This window comes from Nostoc sp. NMS7 (assembly GCF_017115085.1).
Lineage (GTDB): Bacteria > Cyanobacteriota > Cyanobacteriia > Cyanobacteriales > Nostocaceae > Nostoc.
The window spans coordinates 156015-177868 of record NZ_JABXKJ010000231.1 but is presented as its reverse complement, the minus strand read 5'-3'; the positions used below and the strand labels follow the sequence as shown (position 1 = coordinate 177868).

The 21854-nt window shown below is 42.5% G+C and carries 23 protein-coding genes and 1 pseudogene; 17 read left to right on the top strand and 7 right to left on the bottom strand.

The genetic code is table 11. The annotated features are described in order from the left end of the window. Positions 1 to 57 precede the first annotated feature (57 nt). Entirely contained in the window at positions 58 to 915 is an 858-nt protein-coding gene (locus HWQ38_RS29870) for a hypothetical protein (RefSeq protein WP_292801089.1), read from the bottom strand. A gap of 513 nt (positions 916 to 1428) precedes the next feature. Here HWQ38_RS29870 and HWQ38_RS29865 point away from each other — a divergent pair. From HWQ38_RS29865 to HWQ38_RS29850, 4 genes are all read left to right on the top strand, one after another. Beyond that, entirely contained in the window at positions 1429 to 1746 is a 318-nt protein-coding gene (locus HWQ38_RS29865) for a hypothetical protein (RefSeq protein WP_292801087.1), read from the top strand. Between the two features lie 248 nt (positions 1747 to 1994). After that, positions 1995 to 3722 (top strand): succinate dehydrogenase/fumarate reductase flavoprotein subunit, encoded by a 1728-nt coding sequence (locus HWQ38_RS29860; RefSeq protein WP_292801148.1) that lies wholly within the window; start codon positions 1995 to 1997, stop codon positions 3720 to 3722. A gap of 147 nt (positions 3723 to 3869) precedes the next feature. After that, positions 3870 to 4463 (top strand): hypothetical protein, encoded by a 594-nt coding sequence (locus tag HWQ38_RS29855; protein ID WP_292801085.1) that lies wholly within the window; start codon positions 3870 to 3872, stop codon positions 4461 to 4463. Positions 4464 to 5232: 769 nt separating this feature from the next. Beyond that, positions 5233 to 5442, top strand: coding sequence for a hypothetical protein (locus tag HWQ38_RS29850; RefSeq protein WP_292801083.1), 210 nt, complete (start codon positions 5233 to 5235; stop codon positions 5440 to 5442). A 30-nt stretch (positions 5443 to 5472) separates the two neighbouring features. Here HWQ38_RS29850 and HWQ38_RS29845 read toward each other — a convergent pair whose 3' ends face one another. Then, positions 5473 to 5871, bottom strand: a complete 399-nt coding sequence (locus HWQ38_RS29845) for a transcriptional regulator (RefSeq protein WP_292801081.1) — start codon at positions 5869 to 5871, stop codon at positions 5473 to 5475. After that, positions 5855 to 6154 carry a type II toxin-antitoxin system HigB family toxin gene (locus HWQ38_RS29840; RefSeq protein WP_292801079.1) on the bottom strand — a complete coding sequence of 100 codons (300 nt, stop codon included), beginning with the start codon at positions 6152 to 6154 and terminating at the stop codon, positions 5855 to 5857. The genes HWQ38_RS29845 and HWQ38_RS29840 overlap by 17 nt, the downstream gene beginning before the upstream one ends. A gap of 199 nt (positions 6155 to 6353) precedes the next feature. On the opposite strand from HWQ38_RS29840, the gene HWQ38_RS29835 reads away from it, so the two are divergent. The 9 genes and pseudogenes from HWQ38_RS29835 (at position 6354) to HWQ38_RS29800 (ending at position 13615) form a co-directional block, all read left to right on the top strand. After that, positions 6354 to 7316 (top strand): protochlorophyllide reductase, encoded by a 963-nt coding sequence (locus HWQ38_RS29835; RefSeq protein WP_292801077.1) that lies wholly within the window; start codon positions 6354 to 6356, stop codon positions 7314 to 7316. A gap of 218 nt (positions 7317 to 7534) precedes the next feature. After that, positions 7535 to 7882 (top strand): ABC transporter substrate-binding protein, encoded by a 348-nt coding sequence (locus HWQ38_RS29830; protein ID WP_292801075.1) that lies wholly within the window; start codon positions 7535 to 7537, stop codon positions 7880 to 7882. Positions 7883 to 7886: 4 nt separating this feature from the next. Then, on the top strand, positions 7887 to 8189 hold the full coding sequence (locus tag HWQ38_RS29825; RefSeq protein ID WP_292801073.1) for a hypothetical protein: 303 nt from the start codon (positions 7887 to 7889) through the stop codon (positions 8187 to 8189). An 18-nt stretch (positions 8190 to 8207) separates the two neighbouring features. Next, positions 8208 to 8812 (top strand): annotated as a pseudogene (locus HWQ38_RS29820) (Rpn family recombination-promoting nuclease/putative transposase); the annotation flags it as partial. A gap of 176 nt (positions 8813 to 8988) precedes the next feature. Continuing rightward, entirely contained in the window at positions 8989 to 9774 is a 786-nt protein-coding gene (locus HWQ38_RS29815; protein ID WP_292801146.1) for an MOSC N-terminal beta barrel domain-containing protein, read from the top strand. Positions 9775 to 9871: 97 nt separating this feature from the next. After that, positions 9872 to 9997, top strand: a complete 126-nt coding sequence (locus HWQ38_RS40635; RefSeq protein WP_366933357.1) for a hypothetical protein — start codon at positions 9872 to 9874, stop codon at positions 9995 to 9997. A gap of 25 nt (positions 9998 to 10022) precedes the next feature. Next, the gene (locus tag HWQ38_RS40630) at positions 10023 to 10208 is read left to right on the top strand and encodes a HAMP domain-containing sensor histidine kinase (RefSeq protein WP_366933356.1); all 186 of its coding nucleotides are present in this window, start codon (positions 10023 to 10025) and stop codon (positions 10206 to 10208) included. A 415-nt stretch (positions 10209 to 10623) separates the two neighbouring features. After that, a complete protein-coding gene (ldpA, locus tag HWQ38_RS29805; protein WP_292801071.1) occupies positions 10624 to 11787 on the top strand; it encodes a circadian clock protein LdpA in 1164 nt (387 codons plus the stop codon). Positions 11788 to 11872: 85 nt separating this feature from the next. After that, entirely contained in the window at positions 11873 to 13615 is a 1743-nt protein-coding gene (locus HWQ38_RS29800) for a R3H domain-containing nucleic acid-binding protein (protein ID WP_292801069.1), read from the top strand. Here the strand turns inward: HWQ38_RS29800 and HWQ38_RS29795 are convergent. The 3 genes from HWQ38_RS29795 to HWQ38_RS29785 form a co-directional block, all read right to left on the bottom strand. Next, positions 13557 to 13979, bottom strand: coding sequence for a DUF5615 family PIN-like protein (locus tag HWQ38_RS29795; RefSeq protein WP_292801067.1), 423 nt, complete (start codon positions 13977 to 13979; stop codon positions 13557 to 13559). The genes HWQ38_RS29800 and HWQ38_RS29795 overlap by 59 nt on opposite strands. Before the next feature lie 9 nt (positions 13980 to 13988). Then, positions 13989 to 14219, bottom strand: coding sequence for a DUF433 domain-containing protein (locus tag HWQ38_RS29790; protein ID WP_292801065.1), 231 nt, complete (start codon positions 14217 to 14219; stop codon positions 13989 to 13991). 451 nt (positions 14220 to 14670) lie between these two features. After that, positions 14671 to 15870 carry a Coenzyme F420 hydrogenase/dehydrogenase, beta subunit C-terminal domain gene (locus HWQ38_RS29785; RefSeq protein ID WP_292801063.1) on the bottom strand — a complete coding sequence of 400 codons (1200 nt, stop codon included), beginning with the start codon at positions 15868 to 15870 and terminating at the stop codon, positions 14671 to 14673. 55 nt (positions 15871 to 15925) lie between these two features. On the opposite strand from HWQ38_RS29785, the gene HWQ38_RS29780 reads away from it, so the two are divergent. Next, the gene (locus HWQ38_RS29780) at positions 15926 to 16192 is read left to right on the top strand and encodes a type II toxin-antitoxin system HicB family antitoxin (RefSeq protein WP_292801061.1); all 267 of its coding nucleotides are present in this window, start codon (positions 15926 to 15928) and stop codon (positions 16190 to 16192) included. Here HWQ38_RS29780 and HWQ38_RS29775 read toward each other — a convergent pair. Then, the gene (locus HWQ38_RS29775) at positions 16142 to 16837 is read right to left on the bottom strand and encodes a hypothetical protein (protein WP_292801059.1); all 696 of its coding nucleotides are present in this window, start codon (positions 16835 to 16837) and stop codon (positions 16142 to 16144) included. The genes HWQ38_RS29780 and HWQ38_RS29775 overlap by 51 nt on opposite strands. Positions 16838 to 17289: 452 nt before the next feature. Between HWQ38_RS29775 and HWQ38_RS29770 the strand changes: the two genes are divergently transcribed. From HWQ38_RS29770 to HWQ38_RS29760, 3 genes are all read left to right on the top strand, one after another. Next, positions 17290 to 18153, top strand: a complete 864-nt coding sequence (locus tag HWQ38_RS29770) for an alpha/beta fold hydrolase (RefSeq protein WP_292801057.1) — start codon at positions 17290 to 17292, stop codon at positions 18151 to 18153. An 807-nt stretch (positions 18154 to 18960) separates the two neighbouring features. Then, the gene (locus HWQ38_RS29765) at positions 18961 to 20415 is read left to right on the top strand and encodes a glycoside hydrolase 100 family protein (RefSeq protein ID WP_292801144.1); all 1455 of its coding nucleotides are present in this window, start codon (positions 18961 to 18963) and stop codon (positions 20413 to 20415) included. Between the two features lie 80 nt (positions 20416 to 20495). Beyond that, positions 20496 to 21851 (top strand): 16S rRNA (cytosine(967)-C(5))-methyltransferase, encoded by a 1356-nt coding sequence (locus tag HWQ38_RS29760; protein WP_292801056.1) that lies wholly within the window; start codon positions 20496 to 20498, stop codon positions 21849 to 21851. The last annotated feature ends 3 nt before the right edge of the window (positions 21852 to 21854 follow it).

Genomic DNA, 21854 nt, shown 5'->3' with positions numbered 1-21854 from the left:
AGGAGTTATGAGTGAAACATTACTAACTCCTAACTCCTAACTCTTAACTCCTAACTCTTAAAGCCCAGTGAAGTTGTAACCAACTCCGAACAACAACCCCACATCAGTTTGATCAAAAAATCCGGCATTCACAGCAGCCGTTGCAGTGAATTGAGGAGTTAGAGGCACATCAATGCCACCAGTTACCAAAAAGGCAAATTGCGAATTATCACCAGTTTTGTAAGCTCCACCCACTCCGATGTAAGGTGCGATCGCTAACGGTTCGCTAAAAGCATCTGCTGACTTGAAGGAAAAATCGTAGGTAATCGGAACTAGAATTGTGGTGTTGTCGCCAAATACGGCTGAGGGTCGCACAGATATAGAGTTTGTCAGTCCGATTTTGCTGACTACCGCGAAGTTACCATCACCCAAAGATGAGTTCCCACCACCACTCAAACCAATGTTAGCAGCGACACCAATATAGCTGCTGCCGCCACGGGTAGTTCTACCTAAATCAATATCCGATTGCGCCACTCTGGGAGCAGATGGTTGAGAAGTAGTTTCAGAAGTAGTTTGAGAAGTCGGTTGTACAAACTCAGAAGTGAGCATTGCAGATGAGGTTGCCACTGTACCTGGAACAGGTGTAGGCATTACACTGGCATTTTCCTGTATCCCAGCGTTAGGCAACTGCTGTACTTTAGTTAAATTTGTGACTGTAAATGTTTCAGTTGTTTCTGTAGAGAGATTTTGGCTTGCAGTGTCTAGTTCTGTAGTAAACTCGTTGGGAGACGCTACGGTTGCGGAAGGGTCGGTTAAAGGCTGACTGCTCACCTTGTCCACTGTCTGGGCACTTGCAGATAAGCCGCTACTCAGGACTGCAAGAGCAGCTATACTAGGCAACCAAAAAACACCTTTACGAAGGAAAATAGTATTCACATTCACTCCTAAAACAATATTGCCACGAAAAATAAAGGGTTTGTTGAGTTAATTCAACAAATTCGGGCAATACTCAAAATTTAACACCAAAAAATCGGTTTTTGCATCCTGATTTTGCTGGATTTATCTACTTAATATTTACCAGGAAAAAATTAAATACTATATCCTGAATATCCGAAATTTGACAGATGAGAAAAATTCTCTGGGCTTTAAGCAAAGAGTCTATTTGTTGAGGAGGTCATCAGGATTGCGAAAACTTTTCAGGACTTACGCATTGACAAGAAATACCAAATATGTATCATGTGAAAAACCACATCTTTCGTAGGGGTAAAGCATACTAAACCCCTACAGCATCGTCTATTTATGCGATGCTGTACTAGGAATTGCGCTTTGTAACCCTAAAAGTTGATTGTGAAGTGATATTACGAAGCTTGCAAAAATATTTAGAAATTGTCTACAAGGCAAACATGGTTCTAAGGTAGAACCTATTAGGAGAGACTTGAGGCAAATGTGATGAACGAAAATGATATTCAAAAGTATCGGTTTGTCTGTACCCTGACTTTCGGTGATATCTACGGTCAAATAATTGTTTGGTTGATTACAATTACCCTAAGTTTGGCTTCAGCCTTGGCGCTAATGGGTGCCAAGCGACCCGTCTACGCTTTAGCAACTGCGGGTCTCGTCGTTCTGCTATCGCTACCTTTCTTGTTGTTTGCCTTTGTCACTACCTTATTAAATCATATTGAAGTTATCCCTATAGGGCCTGGAACCAAAATGGAACCCATGCCAGGTAACGTGTCTCAGCAACAACCTGTACAAGCAACTAGCTAAAGAGTTAGGAGTTAGCAGCAGAGACGCGATTAATCGCGTCTGTACAGGAGTTAGGAGTTATAAGTGAAGACCTAAGTCTTAATTTTTAACTTTTCACTCCTAATTTCAAAATTTGTAATCACATCCCTGTCTATAGGCAGGGAATTTTTTTGTAAAGATGCCAGGGCAACGATCGCAACCCACTGCCTAATTAATCACAATCACGTCTCTACAATAGAACAGCAGTGGTTTGCAGTCGGGGGCTAATTATGCTGGAACACGATGTGATTATTGTCGGGGGTGGATTGGCAGGATGTCGCGCTGCTGTGGAAATTGCCCGGATTGACCCCAGTTTAAATATTGCTGTGGTTGCCAAAACTCACCCAATTCGTTCCCACTCGGTGGCGGCTCAAGGTGGTATGGCTGCATCGCTGAAAAATGTTGATTCTGAAGATAGTTGGGAAGCACATGCTTTTGATACTGTCAAGGGTTCTGATTACTTGGCAGACCAAGACGCTGTGGCAATTCTCGCCCAAGAAGCGCCAGATGTGGTAATTGACTTGGAACACATGGGCGTTTTGTTCTCTCGCTTATCCGATGGGCGCATTGCCCAACGGGCTTTTGGTGGACATTCTCACAATCGCACTTGCTACGCGGCTGATAAGACCGGTCACGCGATTTTGCACGAATTGGTGAACAATTTGCGGCGTTATGGGGTGCAAGTTTATGAAGAATGGTATGTGATGCGTCTGATTTTAGAAGAAAATGAGGCGAAGGGTGTGGTAATGTTCCATCTTTTGGATGGACAGATTCAGGTGGTGCGAGCCAAGGCGGTGATGTTTGCCACAGGTGGCTATGGTCGCGTTTATAACACTACCTCTAATGATTACGCTTCTTCTGGTGATGGTTTGGCAATGACTGCGATCGCAGGTTTGCCCCTGGAAGATATGGAATTTGTCCAATTTCACCCCACTGGCTTATATCCGGTAGGGGTGCTGATTTCGGAAGCGGTACGGGGAGAAGGGGCGTATCTGATTAATAGTAAAGGCGATCGCTTTATGGCCAACTATGCACCCAGTCGCATGGAACTGGCTCCTCGTGATATTACCTCACGAGCGATCGCTTACGAAATTCGCGCCGGTCGTGGTATTCATCTCGACGGTAGTCCTGGTGGACGATTTGTTTATCTGGATCTGCGTCACATGGGCAAAGAAAAAATTATGAGTCGCGTTCCCTTCTGTTGGGAAGAAGCACACCGTTTAGTAGGTGTTGACGCGGTAACTCAACCGATGCCAGTCCGTCCGACAATTCACTATTGTATGGGTGGTATCCCAGTTAATACTGATGGTCAAGTCCGCAGTAGTGGTGATGGTTTAGTTAATGCTTTCTTTGCTGCGGGTGAAACATCTTGTGTTTCCGTACATGGTGCGAATCGCTTGGGGAGTAATTCTCTACTAGAGTGTGTAGTTTATGGTAAGCGGACTGGGGCTGCGATCGCACAATTTGTGCAAAAACGGAAGTTGCCCTCTGTGGATGAGCAACGCTATGTAACAGAAGCCCAGCAACAAATTCAAGCTTTGCTAAAACAACCAGGGCAGTACCGGATTAACCAAGTCCGTCAAGCCTTCCAGGATTGTATGACGGAGTACTGTGGCGTTTTCCGCACTGAGGCATTAATGAGTGAAGGGTTACACAAATTAGAACAAATACAACAACAATATCCGCAAATTTATTTAGATGACAAAGGTAGTTGCTGGAATACGGAACTTGTGGAGGCTTTGGAATTGCGAAGTTTGATGGTAGTAGGGCAGACTATTTTGGCATCAGCCCTGAATCGCCAGGAAAGTCGTGGCGCTCATTTCCGCGAAGATTATTCCCAGCGAGATGATACCAACTTTCTGAAACACACAATGGCTTACTATTCACCAGCCGGAATTGACATTCAATATCGACCGGTGGCGATTACCATGTTTGAGCCAAAAGAGCGGAAGTATTAAATTTTAACTAAAGGGTGAAATAGAGAATTTCATCCTTTATAACTTTATTTTTTTCAGGGAATTTGACAGAGTGTTTGACAATTACACAAGGAATATGTAGGTTTAAACATTCGACAAGAGTTGATTTTTGATTACAGGTTATGCAATATGGGAAACGAGCTAAAGCTTTCTAATAATCGTAGAGATGCAATTGCTACTTCTATACATCAAACAGTTCAGGCATTTTCCGATAGACTTCCTGGTAAAGTTAATGGTCTATGCCTATACTATGCAGGTCTTGGTATGGACGTTTGTACAGTTGTATATCAGAAGGTAAGTAAAGATGAAACTCTTTATTACTCTCTTCAAGGAGGTAGTATTTCTGTAAGAGTAGCATCTGATAGCGAAGACGTAAGCAAAGGAGTAAATTTTGGGGCAATAAACCCATCTTTTAAAACTGGAAGTTACCATTGTTGGATTGTTGGTTTGTGTAAAGAAAGCCAAGTAATCACCCCTTTTGAGTTTATCGATTTCACTAGTAAGCATTACAAATCAAACTCTCTAGAGCAGGGACATAGCTGGGGAAGGACTGATATTGGTGATTATTTATGGTTAGACCAAGATCATATGGAGAAGTATGGAGTCTCATTTGATTGTGATAAAAATATAACTCAACAAGCTATAAAAGCGTGGTCAGATATTAGCTTTAAGGATGCAATGCTTTGTCAGGCAATACAAAACTATAAATCAATAATTCAATAATTCAATCAATATGACGAGAAAAATTTTACATTGTGATAGGGTGTGAAATGTTTACGCTTAGTTATTAATTCACATTGAAGATTCAACCCAAGATGATTGTACGAACATCTAAATACTGTGAGTTGCGTTTAACCTAACTTTGAGCCTATAATTTTCTAATTATATGTGGCTGGCTGGTGTCTATGCCTTCCAAGTGTCTTGGGTATTAGGGTTCTTCTAGAGGTACTCAAGGGTGTTTCAACAGTGCAGGATTGGGCCTCGTTGTTCGTGAACATCAAGGAGGGTCTTATGATTGCACCTGTTGTCTATGTGACAGTCGGTTCATGCGGAGTAGCGTTACTGCGGAGATCGAACGGCGATTTACTCTAAAGTGTACTGTGAGCATCGTGAGTCTGAAAGAGGTTCCTTGCCCTCTTACCCTGAGTGGCGCTATGGGGGTTCAATTCCCCCACTCCGCATTTCTCGTAGTCTATAGAGTCGGTAGATTAACTCAAGCAACAGCGAAACCTAACCTTATCAGCCTTGGTATTTGTGTCGCACTGCACCCTTTCTGATAAGCTACGGTTGGTGTGTTTCTAGGAATTGTTTACTTGCCAACACAGAAACAATCGGATACAGCGATATTCCTTTGTCAGTTACTTTCTAATCTGTATCAGTCCATCCAGGTTTTCCGCTACGACCAAAAGTTGAAAACGCTTTATATTCAAGCTGGTTTAAACGATGAGATTGCAGTCATAATTGATCAATATGGGAATAGGAAATTTGTTGTATGATGCAGAACCTAAACCAGATGACCAATATTGAACTTAAACGATATCTTTCAGAACATAGAAATGAGGAAGAAGCGTTTCGGGCTGCATTGCAAGTTTTGATGAATCGTTGTGACTCCGCTACACAACACCCTTATCCTTTCGATCTTGACAATCCTGAGAGCGAGGTAGAAGCTCTTTTAAAAGAAAAACTCAATCGAACTGAGTGATTGCCTATCGTCTATAGTTTAGATTGAGTCTTAGATGAATAGGCTAGGTGAAACATTGAAGTAATCACCAAGGATTTTGGCTTGTGCCTTGCTAATTGAACGTTTACCATTGACAACCTCAGACACCACACCACTCGATCCAATAACCCCTACCAAGTCAGCTTGACGAGTTCCACTTGCTTCCATGATGTGTTGAAGTATCTCATAAGGCGCAGATAGATCCATCGGGTAGTTTTGTGCCTCATATACTTCAATTAACTTCACCAGCAACTTGTGTAAAACTCGCTCCTCCTGAGTGCGATTCTTCGCAAAGGTTAAACGCTCTGCCACTACCAGCAGACGTTCGTACTCCTCTTCCGTCTCAATTACCTTGGGAGCAACTTCAGCTAGCAGATTGCTATAAGCAGTTTTGTCAAAAGTAAAAGTCATTTTTCCATTTGCCTTTATCGTATTCAGTATGTGTAAGAAAGTATTTGTAGTAAACTACCTGGTCTTCATAATCAATACCGACAATTAGGCGATAATTATTACCCTTGACATTGAAAATAGTGAAGTTACCAACCGCTTCAGCATCCCGGTAAATCTTACGAACGTCCTCCAAATTCTGCCATTCCGCCTTCTTCACAGTTGCATACCAGTCGTCGATCTGCTTCTTGACATCGAGATATTGAGCGGTATCAGTGTGAAGGTTGCGAATTGCAATTAGATGCATTTGTTTCTAGCTTTTTTGTCATATATTCTCAATGAAAAATCAATTATATTTAAATTCTCTCAAAATGAGAGTAAGCAGTCAAGAGTAGTTATTACTTGGAGTACAGGTTAGTTGAGCCTAATACAACATTGAAAAAGCTGGTGACAATAGTGGCTCACTGGTGTGAGATCCTAGAGATAGTCAATAAAAGCTGAAGAGAATGGAACAACATCAGAAGCCAACGGTTGTAATTACGGGTACATCGTCGGGGGTGGGTTTGTATGCTGCGAAAGCGCTTGCTGAAAGGGGATGGTATGTAGTGCTGGCCTGTCGGGACTTGGCGAAGGCGCAAAAAGCTGCCCAAGATGTGGAAATACCCTATAACAGTTATACCAGTATGCATATCGACCTTGGCTCCTTGGAAAGCGTTCGACAGTTTGTGAAGAACTTCCGATCAAGTGGAAAGTCCCTAGATGCTTTAGTGTGCAACGCCGCAATTTATATGCCCTTATTAAAAGAGCCGTTGCGAAGCCCAGAAGGTTACGAGTTAAGCGTTGCCACAAATCACCTGGGACATTTCCTATTGTGCAACCTGATGTTAGACGATCTCAAGAAATCATCATCTTCAGAGCCTAGGCTGGTAATTTTAGGAACTGTCACTCATAATCCAGACGAGCTGGGTGGGAAAATCCCACCGCGTCCTGACTTGGGCGATTTGCAGGGCTTCGCAGAAGGGTTTAAAGACCCAATTTCGATGATTGATGGTAAGAAATTTGAACCAGTCAAAGCTTACAAAGACAGCAAGGTTTGCAACGTGCTGACTATGAGGGAACTGCATCAGCGCTATCACGAGTCAACCGGTATCGTCTTCAATTCTCTCTATCCCGGATGTGTTGCAGAAACGCCGCTATTCCGAAACCACTATCCTTTGTTTCAGAAAATCTTCCCATTATTCCAGAAGTACATCACTGGAGGATATGTGTCTCAGGAGTTGGCGGGAGAACGGGTTGCTGCCGTGGTTGCCGATCCTGAGTACAATCAATCTGGTGCCTATTGGAGTTGGGGAAATCGCCAGAAGAAAGATGGCAAATCCTTTGTGCAAAAAGTCTCTCCTCAAGCCCGTGATGACGAAAAAGCCCAGCGGATGTGGGAATTAAGCGCAAAGTTGGTTGGACTTGCCTGATGGAACAAGATTTGGCGTTACTCTTGTGCATGATTCATCGCTCCAATTTTTTGAATGAATTGGCATTATGTGCAGGTAAACAATGTTTGAGGTGATTATTACGTCACCTCTGACTTTATTGATACCTTTATTTATGATATAAAAAATCAAATTATACTTTTTCGTAATCCGATGCAGCAAAAACTTAATTTATAGGTAAGCAAAAGGAGAAAAAATTTATGACGTACTGCATCAATCCAGATTGTTCGCAACGAGAAAATCCCGATAATTGTGCAGTATGTGAAAACTGTACAACACCACTTATACTGCAAAACCGTTACCGAATTAAGCATCCTTTGCAAATTAATAAATATAGCTGCAAAGTTGCCCAAAAGTTGGTGAAATATCCAGATTTACTAGCCGTTTTGGGTCATTACAGCAGCGAAGCGACCAAACAAGCCCTATCAATTTATACCAAAGCAGGGGTAGTTTTAGTTTCTGCAACCAGCACCTCAGATAATCTCAAAAGTCCTTTTTTCTTCCGTACCGTCCCCAGCGATCGCATGGCATCCCATAAACGATATTAACTCCTTGTTTGTACACCAAGCTCAAACCCTCTGGAAAATCGATCCAACTGATATTACCTGGCCAACCGCCACCAGCTACGACGCAGTATTGGTCTTAAGCAAAGCCTTGACGCTACATCACACCCGCATCGGCATTCAGAAAACACTTGCAATGCCTCAATTCTCCGTTACAGGGGCAACGGGAGTTATTCAATTTCAGGGGAGCGATCGCCACAATGGCAAAATGACAATAGTTACACTGCACCCCAATTGTCATTCTAAGGGTTTTATGCTTACAGTCAGCGATCGCCTTCTGGTCTGTTATTAAACTGATATAATCTGCTCTATGTTTGATAATGTCTGCAAGTTTCTCGCCGAGTCATTTTCCAGCGACTTTGCAACTTGGCTACTCGGTGAACCAATAACTCTCACCGAACTGAGTCCTTCTGAATTATCTCTCGAACCCATCCGCGCCGATGCACTAATTTTGTTGCAGTCGGATGAAATTATCCTCCATCTCGAATTCCAAACCGCACCTAAAGCCGATATTCCTTTTCGGATGAATGATTATCGCTTACGGGCATATCGAAAATTTCCCCATAAGCGAATGCGTCAGGTGGTAATTTATCTAAAACCAACTGATTCTGAGTTAGTTTATCAAACAGAATTTGTTCTAGAAAACAGCCTGCACAGATTTGAAGTCATCCGACTTTGGGAACAGCCAACCGAAGTATTTTTCAATTCTCCGGGTTTACTACCGTTTGCAGCTTTAAGTCAAACCAACGATCAAACGCGAACTTTAGAAGAAGTTGCTCAAGTTATTGAAGCACTCAACGACACCAGAATCCGTAGTAATATTGCGGCATCAACAGCAGTAAAAGCTTAGGGTTAGTATTAAATAAAGACGTGATTAAAAGAATATTGATAGATGTGGTTCAAATATATGAAAACTGCTGTAACAAAAGAATTTTAGATTTAAGATTGGAGACTACTAAATCACCAATCTTTAATCCAAAATCCCTTCTCCCAAGGGGAGACGCTGCGCGAACGGGTTCAGCAGCTGCTCATGGGGGAAATCCCCTGTTCCCGGGCTGCTTCACCAAAATCTAAAATCCAAAATTGCGATGATGCCTTACCTAGCCAAGATTTTATTGTATCCAGTTAAGTCACTGGATGGTGTTGAAGTTGAGAACGCTAGAGTTCTTGCCAGTGGCGCACTACAGCATGACCGCGAGTTTGCCATTATTGACGAACGAGGTAGATTTGTCAATGGCAAGCGTTATGCTAAAATTCATTTACTAAGGGCGCAATTTGCACTTTTAAATAGAACTATCTCGTTGCAAATCCCAGGCGACGACTTACAAAAAATTTTTCATTTGGATGAGGAACGGCAAGGATTAGAAGCAACTTTGAGTGATTATTTTGAGCTTGCTGTCACATTGGGACAAAACTCTCTGATGGGTTTTCCTGACGATACATTTTCACTTGGCCCAACAGTAATTAGTACGGCAACGTTGGCAGAAGTAGCTTCTTGGTTTCCGGGTTTAAGTGTAAATGAAATGCGCCGTCGAATGCGTGCTAACATCGAGATTGGTGGTGTACCAGCATTTTGGGAAGATCAACTATTTAGTGAACAAGGTGATTTAGTCTCCTTTCGAGTGGGAGATGTGCATTTGTTTGGGGTTAACTCATGTCAGCGTTGTATAGTGCCAACACGCGATTCTTACTTAGGGAAAGCTTACCCAAACTTTCAAAAAATATTTGCAACCCAGCGACAAGCAACTCTGCCAAATTGGGTTGCTTCATCGCCTTTTAATCACTTTTACAGATTGAGTGTCAATACTCAATTACCCCCTTCCTCAGCCGGAAAAGTTTTACAACTCGGCGATGAGGTTGACATACTTTTACATTAAAAATTCAAAATCAAAAATAAGTATTTTGGTGAAATTGATCAACAAATTTTGGGGGGATTTCAAAGAAACATTTACTATCCTCAATAATTATACGCTTATGCATCTGTTGAATAATGCTATTGATGCAATAGAAGAGGGAGTGGGGAATCAATCTTCTACTCCCCAAATTCGGATTCATGCAGAGGTGATAGACTTGAATATGGTTAACAATTGCGATCGCTGATAATGGTACTGGGATAGAAGAGTCGTTGCGATCGCATTTATTTGACCCATTTTTTACGACAAAATCTGTAGGCAAAGGTAGTGGGCTAGGATTATCCATCAGCCATCAGATTATCGTGCAAAAACACCGAGGAAATATTACCTACACCTCATCGGTTGGACAAGGAGCAGAGTTTGCGATCGAAATTCCCATAGAGCAATCTGAGCCTTAAGTAAGAACATCTCGTTCCCATAAGTAGGTAAGTCGGGAATATTCATAACTAAACCACGTCTATCTTGAAACCTGTAGTTCTTCGGTGATGAAAAAGATTTGCCCTCATCCCCCAACCCCGAATCCCAGATTTGGGATTCGGGGAGCCAGAATTTCAAAGTCCCTCTCCCAGATTTGGGAGAGGGATTTAGGGTGAGGGCGAAAACTACGCCTATAAACTTAGATGAAGTTTATATTAAGAAATATAAGGGACAAAACTCTCTTTGAGCAGTACGAGCGATCGCTTGTGTTAATTGTTCTTGAGTTTGAGGTCAAAATTGGATATTTTTTTACTTGGAAGTCCCTTAATTAGGAAATCAGGATTTTTTCTTGATTACACACTACTATTTTTAGTCGCATAAACGCATAATAGAAATGTGACTGATTTGTTCGCCCCTTTACAATCTCTCAAACAAGGTGACTGGTTCAAGCTGATCTGCGGAGCCAGCTTCCAGCATTTGCCGGCAGTCAGAAGTTTAACGTTAGCCTATACTTTGGCGGGCGCTGACTGCATAGATGTCGCAGCTGATCCAGCAGTGATTGCATCGGCGCAAGCAGCGCTGCAAGTAGCCAGAACTCTTGCTAAGGATGCCCAAAAGCGAGGCTTTGACTACAAAGGCAACTCACCCTTTTTGATGGTCAGCCTGAACGATGGAGAAGATCCTCATTTTCGGAAAGCAGAATTTAATCCTACTGAGTGTCCTACAGACTGCCCTAGACCCTGTGAACGGATTTGTCCGGCACAAGCAATCGTGTTTAACAGTATAAAAGAAGAATTTTCAGGAGTACTATCACAAAAGTGCTACGGCTGCGGTCGTTGTATACCAGTTTGTCCATCTGGTATAATTTATACAAGTTCATATATATCAACGCCGGGAGCGATCGCGCCATTGGTAATGTCAACGGGAGTTGATGCCGTAGAAATCCATACAAAAGTTGGGCGGTTGGCAGAATTTGAGCAATTATGGCAAGCAATTTCACCGTGGGCTGATCAACTAAAGTTACTAGCTATCAGCTGTCCCGATGGCGAGGGGATGACTGACTACCTGAGAGCAGTATATGACCTGATTGCCCCACTCAAGAGTGCTTTAATTTGGCAAACCGACGGTCGTCCCATGAGTGGGGATATCGGCGATGGGACCACAATAGCTGCGGTGAAATTAGGGCAAAAAGTTTTGGCAGCTAAGTTACCGGGATATGTGCAGTTAGCAGGCGGCACTAATAGCTATACCGTTGCTAAGTTAAAGGCGATGGGACTGCTGAAGGGAGGAGGACAAGGGGGACAAGGAGGACAAGGGGGAATTTCTCCCTTGTCTCCCCCCTCTCCCTTGTCCCCCCCCTCCTCCATCTCTGGTGTCGCCTACGGTAGCTACGCCCGTGTACTGCTGTCACCGATTCTCGAACAGTTAGAGAATAAGGAGGTAAGTAACACCAATATTAAAGCGACTGGTAGCCTAGAAGAAGATGATACATTACTTTGGCAAGCTGTAGAACTTGCCCATTCTCTCGTTTCCCAGATCAAATCACAGCAGGAGCGTTAATCGCTCGTTCTTTGAAAATTACCCAGGGCGGGTTCTCCTGCACGCAAATGTCCTCGCTATCTCTAAAAACGTCACCATAGAAAGCATGACGATTACAGACGATCTCCAAAAGTTATTAGACATTTTGCCCGAAGACCTGCAACAAGCACTAGAGAGTCATCCCAAACGAGATAGTTTAGTAGAAGTGGTTTTGGATTTAGGTCGTCGCCCAGAGGCTCGCTTTCCTAATCAAGCGGAGTATCTGAGCGAAGTACCTGTTACTCAAGAACAGATAGATGATTGCATTCAACGAGTCGGAATCTTTGGCGGAGATAATCGGGCAGGAATTGAGCAAACTTTGCATCGGATCAGCGCCATCCGCAACCGCACAGGTAAGATTATTGGCTTGACGTGTCGTGTTGGTCGGGCGGTATTCGGAACCATTGGGATGATCCGCGATTTGGTAGAAACTGGTAAATCGATTCTCATGCTGGGGCGTCCAGGTGTGGGTAAAACTACTGCTTTACGGGAAATAGCCCGTGTTTTGGCGGATGAACTGCATAAGCGAGTGGTGATTATTGACACCTCCAACGAAATCGCTGGGGATGGTGATGTTGCCCACCCCGCCATTGGTCGCGCTCGGCGGATGCAAGTGGCTCATCCAGAACAACAGCATCAGGTGATGATTGAGGCAGTGGAAAACCATATGCCAGAAGTGATCATTATTGATGAAATTGGCACGGAACTGGAAGCTTTAGCCGCTCGTACCATTGCGGAACGGGGTGTACAGTTGGTAGGTACTGCCCACGGGAATCAGATCGAAAATCTGATTAAAAACCCTACCCTGGCTGATTTAGTTGGGGGTATCCAAGCTGTGACTCTGGGAGACGATGAAGCTAGACGGCGAGGCTCTCAAAAGACTGTTTTGGAGCGTAAAGCCCCTCCTACCTTTGAAATTGCTGTGGAAATGTTGGAACGGCAGCGTTGGACAGTACACGAAAGTGTTGCTGACACAGTAGATAATTTGTTGCGAGGTCGTCAGCCTACCCCACAAACGAGAAGCGTTGATGATCACGGCAAAGTCGCTGTTACAAGGCAGTTAGCTGTTGTCAACGGTCGCGGTGGACAGCTAGCGACAGTGGAGGAATCTTTTCCACAGGCGCGACAGTCTAATGGCTCTAATGGCTGGCGTTCATCTGGACAAATGGTCGCACTACCGCAATTGCCTGTAGAGCGCGTGACTGGGCGGAGTGAGTTTGATCGCTTGCTGGATGAATCCTTCAATTATTCTGAGAGCATTGATTTGGATGCTGCTATCAGACAGCCAGGGCCAAATGGTGAAGATTTGCCACTGCACGTTTACCCTTATGGGGTTAGCCGCCACCAACTGGAACAGGTAATTAGTGTGCTAACTTTGCCCGTGGTATTGACAAAAGACATAGATAGTGCTGATGCAATTTTAGCACTGCGATCGCACGTCAAAAACCACGCCAAATTACGCCAAATGGCCAAAGCCCGTCATGTACCTATTCACATGATTAAGTCCAGCACCATTCCCCAAATTACACGAGGTTTGCGGCGGTTGCTGAACATCGACGATCCAGAGATGGCCGATGACTTAGAACTGCAACTGTTTTTGCACAATGGTAGCGATGATGAGATGGATGCCTTGGAAGAAGCTAGACTTGCAGTTGAGCAAATTGTGATTCCGAAAGGACAGCCAGTCGAGTTATTGCCGCGTTCTCCCCAAGTCCGTAAAATGCAACATGAGTTGGTAGAACATTATCGCCTCAAGTCGCATAGTTTTGGCGAAGAACCAAATAGAAGATTGCGGATTTATCCGGCGTAACCTCACCCCCAACCCCTCTCCAGATTGCGGAGAGGGGATTTAATGGAGATTCAATAAGTATTTGTTCGACTTGAGGAATTGTGTTCATGAGCCTTTTAGTAATGATGTCTGGGTCAGTTAATGATAATCTCAAGGTGACTAAGCTTGGTTGATTGTAGCCTCCCAAGGCTAGCAGCATAGAAAAATCTAAATCTTGAGTTATAACAACTCTATTTTCCTGGCGGGCAAATTCTAAGATTTCCAAATCGGATGTAGTTGCAGGCAAAACATCAGAGACTCGAATAATATCCCATCCTTTCCCTTGCAACGCAGCTACAGTCTGAGGTGAAATGTTCATGTCTGCTAGTAGCCTGATATCATTCACAGGTGTTCCTCAAGCTGTTAGGACTATCTGAATTTGATCGGAAACAACCCAAGCGGCGTATTTGAGTGCCTGTTGAATATCTTCAGCTTCTAGTTCTGGATAGGCTTGTAATACCTCTGCCACGGACTTACTATTTGCTAGCATCTTGAGGATGACACTAACAGTGATTCGCATACCCCGAATTGTCGGCTGCCCCAAGCAAATATTAGGATTAAGCGTGATGCGATCAAGTTTTTCCATGTTTCTCTGCGTGCAGCTGCCTTGCAGTTCAATGATAGTGCGTACACGCGCTAATTTATCTAGTTTAACCTGACCCCTTACCCCTGTTTGATGTGATGAAGAGGAGAATTATATCGCAATCCTAAATCACACGATCTGAGTCGAAAACCGCTACAAAATATCTGGCTGTTGTGCCTCACCTGTGCGATCGCACTTGCCGATCATTTAAATTAAGATCGCAATATCGGAAAATTCTGCGATTATTTGCTACTTTGAAACATGATGCAAATAATTGAAATTTCTCCATTCCAAGCATTTCGCCGCAGTGTGGCAACGGTGATACAGGTAGTTCCAAAAGAGCTACGCTATGTGAGAATCCTGGCATTAGTGGGTGGTGCTGGCCCAGCGATCACTATTTGGCTAAAAAGCCTGCAAAAGCAGGCTCAGATATATTTCACACAAACGCGATACACTACTCTGGTAATTTATATTGCCCAACAATACGCTTGGCAAACTCTGGAACGTGCGCTTCTAATTTCTCTGGATGATTCCGCTTCACATACAAATAATTCCGAGTAAAGTGAGAATCAATGGAAAACCGCGCATATTCTAAACCCTTGGGCCCGATTTTTTCGATCACCACACCCATCAATTTTGCTGCCCACATCGGGAGGGTAACGCCTTTATCGTAAGCGGGAATACTTTGCTGTACAGCTTCCTTCCGGTTGCCTTTAGACATTACTGGCTGAGTGTCTAACTGGCCTTTGACCAAATCCAGCATTTCCTTACCAGTGTCATTTCTAACTACAATCCATTGCCAGCCGAAGGGTGCGCCCATGTAGCCAACTACTAAATCGGCTAGGGAGTTGACGTAATCAAAGCAACTCATACAGGATGGGGCAAAGACATCTTTGAGTTGGTTTGTTTTCAAGCCAAAGAAAGGTACTGTTTCTGATGAGCCATCCTCATGTTTGAAGTGAACCCGGAAGTCTTGCATGAATTCGTAATGCACAACTGTATCAGGCGATCGGCTGGTGGTTTCTAAGAATTTTTGCAGTCCGGCGCGGTTAACATTATCTACGCAGGGCGTACCCAAAACATACAGCTTTTCTAAACCAAGTTGTTTTTCTACGGCTCGTAATGCCTGAATTTGGCAACCAACACCAATCACTAATAGCCGCTTCATCCCCGATTTTTCTATCTGTTCCAACACGGAAAGATTCGGCGAAAGTGTTGGTTTATTTACCCGCGCTGCTAGTATTTCTTCTGGAGTCCGGGCGATAATAGGCATGGGTTGAAAGCGGTCTTCTTTGGTGTTTTGTACGCAGACGACACCTTCAACCAAGCCGCGATTGAGCATTTCAATGGCAATGCTGCTAACAATACCCGTCCATTGTGCGCCTTCAATGGGCTGCTGTTTCCGCGCCGCTATCATGTCTTGGTGAACACCAAAGTAGAGTTCATCGGGATTGTCGAGATGGCGCGATCGCGTGTGCGTTTCTGCTTCAAGTTCGCCTATCTGCTGATTAATAAAAGCGCAGGCTTCCTTGACATAGTGAATATAGTATGTATCGCATAGTCCGCACTCGCTACAGAGTTCTTTCGCAGGGCGGCGGCTGGTAGGTTTGATAGCTCTGGCTTTTTTGTGCTTGCTAGAATCAACTGAGGTCATATAAATTTTTTGTTTTATTTCAGGAATCGCTTTTATTACAATACCTTCACTGGCTATGAACTTCACGATAGAAATTGAACAAGAAGAGGATGGACGCTTTTTAGCTGAAGTGATTGGTTTTTCTGGTGTACTGGCTTATGGACAGACACGAGAAGAAGCAGTTGCTAGAGTTCAAGCATTAGCTCTGCGTATATTGGCAGATAAGCAAAGAACATGGGGAAGTAATGCACACCAGCACCTAGCGCCAGTGCAGCCCAAAAATTTGATGTTTTTAAGCAAATGGGCATCTTTTATTTCGAGCAACCTTCATTTCTTCAAGTAGTGTTGATGTACTTAGATATACTTGTGGAAATCGGTCATATTCTCTGAGCCAAGCACTAACTTTTGGATTAATCCAATTGATAAAACAATAAATATCACTATGTATATTGTCAAGTTGCAGGTAATTCCAAATTGGTTCATGGTGAAAATTGCGGTTACGTAACCAATGTATACTTTTTATTTTTGGTCGTATTTGTTTAATATTTAGCTCAGAAGATTTAGCATATTTGAATATTTGTTTACAAAAAGGACGCCATATCGTAATTTCATAATATTTTTTATCTATTAAGCTTTTCCAAAATCCAAAACTCAGTTCTGGAATTAAGTGATTTAAGTTATGATTGCATTTTTTCAGAACAGCGTTAACAGTCTCATCGTCATAACTATCTAATTGAATTTTTCCGTTATATAACCAATCATTACCGTGCTTAACTGATAATACGTTGTCGATTGTATTGCGTAGGGCAATCTCTAAAGTATGTAGACTTGGATATAGTGCCTCGCAAAGTTGAGTATTGATCTGACATATTCTGATGGCGTTGCCGTGATTACTATTTGCAGCGTTAAGATATGGTTTCATACGTGCGGCTGAAAAATTCATCACAATATCTTTTAGCTCATCATCTGTTAGTTTAGGCTGAGGCATTGACAACTATTATAATATTCGCTATATTATATTACGTAGACACCAGAACGTCCTATGTCTCGTACAACCGAGTTATGATCCTGGTGTAAAGGAATTTAATTTTGATCGTGTTTTTTAAATAAACCCCCTAAACTTTATAGATTTAGGGGGTTTTGTTATATGACAAAATTATTAATGTTTAGTTACAGGAGTTACCTAAACAATAGCTGAAACCCTGATTTTTAGGTAGGGGCAATTCATGAATTGCCCCTACAGCGTATAGTTTTGCGTAAGTACTCAGTTATTTACTATAAAGTTAGTATACATAAAGTTTTGAGAATATCCAGTAAAATAACTTAAAAGGTTACTTTTCTCAAGCTTCTATATTTGTATCTCTAGTTTTAGCTAAAACGCGGTTTTTTGTAGCGAGTGAACAACAAACATTGCTGTAAAGATTTAAGTCTGTTCTCAAAATGAATTCATACACTGAAACAGAATTCTTTGTTGGTGCTATTCCGTACCAAATGTATGTTCAATATTACCGGCCGAGTCAAGACCAAAATTCAGTTCCTATTGTGTTTTTGCATGGCGCCTTTCATACAGGTACTTGCTTTGTCAAAACACCCGATAATCGCCAAGGTTGGGCAGCATATCTGGTAGAAAAAGGCTACCCAACCTATATTGTTGACTGGCCAGGGCATGGTCGGTCGGGCTTTGTTCCAGACTTCCCGCTGATGTCATATCAACGGGTAATCAATGCTACAGTGGCGCTACTCCAACAGATTGGCCCGGCTGTGATTCTTACCCACAGTATGTCTGGTGTCGTTGGTTGGCAGACGGCACAAACTCATCCCAAACTTGTTAAAGCTATTATAGGCATTGCACCAAGTCCACCAGCCAATCTATTACCAATTATCACAAAAAACTCTTCTTTGGCTTTTCCCGAAGATCGTCCACGTATCCAGTCGCGTGAAAATACTAAAAAGTATTTCACCAATTCAGATACTTTTCCGCAAGAGGCTTTTGAGAATTACTTTTGCAGTTTGGTTGCTGAGAGTGGGCGGATTAGCAACGAATGCAGAAATGTTGAAGGACGAGGGCTTTATATTTGCGACCCTCAGATACTATTTGATATTCCCATATGTGTGATTACAGGCGACCAAGACCCGCGCCATCCTCGTGAAACAGATGCAGAAACTGCAAAATACTTTCGGGGTGATTTTTTTTGGCTTCCTGATGTTGGACTCCCTGGCCACGGTCATCTGCAAATGCTTGAACACGGTAACTTAGCGATCGCTGACCTGTTTATCAATTGGCTAAAGAGCAAAGGTTTATAGTTGAAGGCATTTCACGGTATTTGGAAAACCTCTCTTCTTCATCTCTCTCCTTGAAGGAGAGAGACTTTGAATTTTCCCCCTTCCCGTGTCGGGAAGGGGGCTAGGGGGTTATGTCTTTCGTCGGCTTTTCCATATGATCTGAATTGTCAACCAATTAATCAAGCTTATAAAGAATTCCAGGAGCAGTTAAACGCTCACAAATATATTAACTTTGATAAATAAGTTACCAACTGAATTAAACTAATAGCATAATGTCTGATGACAAGCTACTCTCAGTAGGGTAAAATATATAACTCTTCAGAAGTATTGATATCTTAAATTTTTCAAGCAGTTATCTTGCATATTCTGATAAAAAGTTATAAATTATTAGATTATGGGGAATAATCTGACATCTTAGTGTCAAAAACTAATCCTGCTCAAGTAAATATACTGCAACCAGTTTTAACTTCACGCAAACTTTAAACAGTACTGAAGATATGTTTTTGTTTGGTAAAGCAAATATTCCAAACATGAAAGGGAATAATAAATAATTTAAAAATATATCTTGTGTGACTGTTTTGAAGAATCATATTACTGCTGGCGTTGAAGAACAACAAATTTAACCAAAAGAGTAATCGATTATAAACAAATTAACTAACAATAAAGCTGCATAATTGTCAGCATGTTTATTCATTGTTAGTTGATTAATGTTTCTCTCAATTATATTTGCTATTCAAAGAATCGTTTTTGCTATGCTGAGAGTAGCAAAAATAATAAATGAAGACACATCTACCGCAAATTCACAACCCTTATGGAGTTATTCTGGCGATGCACATAAACGAATTGGAAACTACTGAAAATTTAAAAGAAGTGGAAGAAGCTTGGCTAGCGCTAGAAAAGTCAATTCTCTACTATCAAGGACGCCCCGTTGGGACGGTAGCCGCTTATGATGCATCTGTAGAGGCGCTTAATTATGACCAGTGCTTTATCCGGGATTTTGTCTCTTCAGGTCTAATTTTTCTGATCAAAGGTAGAACAGATATTGTTCGCAATTTCTTAGAAGAAACCTTAAAGTTACAGCCTAAAGAAAGAGCATTAGATGCCTATAAGCCGGGACGAGGATTAATCCCAGCTAGCTTTAAAGTTGTATCAGAAAATGGGCAAGAATATTTAGAAGCAGATTTTGGTGAACATGCGATCGCTAGAGTTACACCTGTAGATTCTTGTCTCTGGTGGATTATTTTATTGCGTGCTTATGTAGTCGCTACAGATGATTTTTCTCTAGCCTATAAACCTGAATTCCAAAATGGGATCAGGTTAATCATGGAAATCTGCTTGGCGAATCGTTTTGATATGTACCCAACGCTGTTGGTTCCAGATGGTGCTTGTATGATTGACCGTCGTATGGGCATTTATGGGCATCCTCTAGAACTACAAGTTCTTTTTTACACGGCATTGCGGGCATCTCGTGAACTGCTAATTTGTCAAGGAAATTCTGATATTGTTGAAGCGATTGATAATCGGTTGCCTCTTTTATGCGCTCATATTCGCCAGCATTATTGGATAGATATTAATCGTTTGAATGCAATTTATCGCTTCAAAAGTGAAGAATATGGCAAGGGTGCTGTTAATCTGTTCAACATATATGTAGATTCTGTTCCCTATTATGAATTAGATAAGTGGCTGCCCAAAAAAGGTGGTTATCTAGCAGGTAATGTCGGTCCGTCGCAGTTAGATACTCGCTTCTTTTCACTCGGAAATTTAATGGCAATTATTTCAGACTTAGCCACCGAAGAACAATCACAAGCGATTATGACTCTGATTGAGGAACGATGGGATGACTTGGTGGGAGATATGCCAATGAAAATTTGTTTCCCAGCTTTGCAAAATGAAGAGTACAGAATTGTAACTGGATGTGACCCCAAAAATATACCCTGGTCGTATCATAATGCTGGTAGTTGGCCAGTTTTAATGTGGATGTTAGCGGCGGCGGCTGTGAAAACTAACAAAACAAGTCTGGCACAAAAGGCTATTGAAATTGCTCGACCACGCCTGATAGCAGATGAATGGCCAGAATATTACGATGGTAAGAAAGGGCGACTGATTGGGAAACAAGCTAGGAAATATCAAACTTGGACAATTACTGGGTTCTTATTAGCAAAAGAACTGATGGCAAACCACAGTTATTTACCATTAATCAGCTTTGGAAAATTACCAGCAGAACAAGTTTCTAGAGCATGTGAGTTTGAAATCGCCACTGTAGACCCGTATCTGACTCGATAGGAAGTTGGGAGAGACGCGATTAATCGCATCTGTACAGGAGTTAGAATACAAAAGCTTTCTGACTCCTGATTCTTGTTTCCATGACAAACGCCCGTCAACTAGCTTTTATCGCCTTGCGAGATGTTCATAAGGGGGCTTATGCTGATGTTGCCCTAGATAGAGTGCTGCAAAAAGTTAATTTGGCTGATTGCGATCGCCGCTTGCTGACAGAATTGATTTATGGGAGTGTCAGAAGGCAGCGCACTCTTGATACTCTCATTGATCAACTCGCTAAAAAGAAATCTGATCAACAACCACAAGACCTCCGCACTATCTTACATCTGGGCTTCTACCAACTGCGCTATCAAGAGCGTATTCCCGCTTCAGCTGCTGTTAATACCACCGTCCAACTCGCTAAAGAAAATGGTTTTTCTGGACTCACAGGTTTTGTTAACGGTTTATTACGCCAGTATATCCGCCTTGCAGAGAAGATAAAAACAGATCCGTTACAACTTCCAGAAAACCCAGTGGAACGCTTGGGCATTTTACACAGCTTTCCTGACTGGATGATTCAAGTTTGGTTAGAACAATTGGGTTTAGCCGAGACAGAACAACTGTGTGAATGGATGAACCAATCACCAACAATTGACTTACGAATCAACCCACTTTGCACTTCAATTGAAGAAGTTGAGGCGGCTTTACAATCTGCTGGTATTTTGGTGAGACGGATTCCTCATTTAACCCAAGCTTTACGATTGATTGGTAGTGCTGGATCAATTCAAAAACTACCGGGTTTCAAAGAGGGTTGGTGGACTGTACAAGATAGTAGCGCCCAATTGGTAGGTCATTTACTTGACCCCCAACCAGGTGAGGTGGTAATTGATGCTTGTGCTGCACCAGGGGGTAAAACAACCCATATCGCTGAGTTAATGGCAGATAAAGGGAAAATTTGGGCTTGCGATCGCACTGCTTCTCGTCTTCGCAAACTCCAAGAAAATTCTCAACGGCTGAATTTACAATCTATTCAAATTTGCACTGGCGACAGTCGTCATTTTAGCCAATTTCAAAACACCGCAGACCGCGTATTACTCGATGCTCCATGTTCTGGGTTAGGAACCATGCACCGTCATGCTGATGCACGTTGGCGACAGACACCAGAATCTGTTCGAGAACTTTCGGTGCTGCAAAAGGAATTGATAACACATACATCTACTTTTGTCAAGCTGGGTGGTGTACTACTTTATGCTACCTGTACATTGCATCCAGCAGAAAATGAACAAGTGATTTCGGCATTTTTAGCTGAGTCACCTGATTGGCAAATTGAGTCTGCCAAAGGTTTTGAGTTTGCTGATTCTGCCCATAGCACGCCTCAAGGTTGGTTTAAAGTTTGGCCCCATCGACAGGATATGGATGGCTTTTTTATGGTGCGCTTAAGAAAAACCAATAATTCCGCGTGAATA

What these genes read in the sequence shown, in the direction of transcription:
- HWQ38_RS29865 (WP_292801087.1), top strand. Translation starts at nt 1,429, where the DNA reads ATGAACGAAAATGATATTCAAAAGTATCGGTTTGTCTGTACCCTGACT.
- HWQ38_RS29785 (WP_292801063.1), bottom strand. Translation starts at nt 15,870, where the DNA reads ATGACCTCAGTTGATTCTAGCAAGCACAAAAAAGCCAGAGCTATCAAA.
- HWQ38_RS29770 (WP_292801057.1), top strand. Translation starts at nt 17,290, where the DNA reads ATGAATTCATACACTGAAACAGAATTCTTTGTTGGTGCTATTCCGTAC.
- HWQ38_RS29800 (WP_292801069.1), top strand. Translation starts at nt 11,873, where the DNA reads ATGACGATTACAGACGATCTCCAAAAGTTATTAGACATTTTGCCCGAA.
- HWQ38_RS29760 (WP_292801056.1), top strand. Translation starts at nt 20,496, where the DNA reads ATGACAAACGCCCGTCAACTAGCTTTTATCGCCTTGCGAGATGTTCAT.
- HWQ38_RS29840 (WP_292801079.1), bottom strand. Translation starts at nt 6,154, where the DNA reads ATGCATCTAATTGCAATTCGCAACCTTCACACTGATACCGCTCAATAT.
- HWQ38_RS29860 (WP_292801148.1), top strand. Translation starts at nt 1,995, where the DNA reads ATGCTGGAACACGATGTGATTATTGTCGGGGGTGGATTGGCAGGATGT.
- HWQ38_RS29765 (WP_292801144.1), top strand. Translation starts at nt 18,961, where the DNA reads ATGCACATAAACGAATTGGAAACTACTGAAAATTTAAAAGAAGTGGAA.
- HWQ38_RS29845 (WP_292801081.1), bottom strand. Translation starts at nt 5,871, where the DNA reads ATGACTTTTACTTTTGACAAAACTGCTTATAGCAATCTGCTAGCTGAA.
- HWQ38_RS29815 (WP_292801146.1), top strand. Translation starts at nt 8,989, where the DNA reads ATGCCTTACCTAGCCAAGATTTTATTGTATCCAGTTAAGTCACTGGAT.
- HWQ38_RS29855 (WP_292801085.1), top strand. Translation starts at nt 3,870, where the DNA reads ATGGGAAACGAGCTAAAGCTTTCTAATAATCGTAGAGATGCAATTGCT.
- HWQ38_RS29790 (WP_292801065.1), bottom strand. Translation starts at nt 14,219, where the DNA reads ATGGAAAAACTTGATCGCATCACGCTTAATCCTAATATTTGCTTGGGG.
- HWQ38_RS29835 (WP_292801077.1), top strand. Translation starts at nt 6,354, where the DNA reads ATGGAACAACATCAGAAGCCAACGGTTGTAATTACGGGTACATCGTCG.
- HWQ38_RS29775 (WP_292801059.1), bottom strand. Translation starts at nt 16,837, where the DNA reads ATGCCTCAGCCTAAACTAACAGATGATGAGCTAAAAGATATTGTGATG.
- HWQ38_RS29780 (WP_292801061.1), top strand. Translation starts at nt 15,926, where the DNA reads ATGAACTTCACGATAGAAATTGAACAAGAAGAGGATGGACGCTTTTTA.
- HWQ38_RS40635 (WP_366933357.1), top strand. Translation starts at nt 9,872, where the DNA reads ATGCATCTGTTGAATAATGCTATTGATGCAATAGAAGAGGGAGTGGGG.
- HWQ38_RS29830 (WP_292801075.1), top strand. Translation starts at nt 7,535, where the DNA reads ATGACGTACTGCATCAATCCAGATTGTTCGCAACGAGAAAATCCCGAT.
- HWQ38_RS29850 (WP_292801083.1), top strand. Translation starts at nt 5,233, where the DNA reads ATGATGCAGAACCTAAACCAGATGACCAATATTGAACTTAAACGATAT.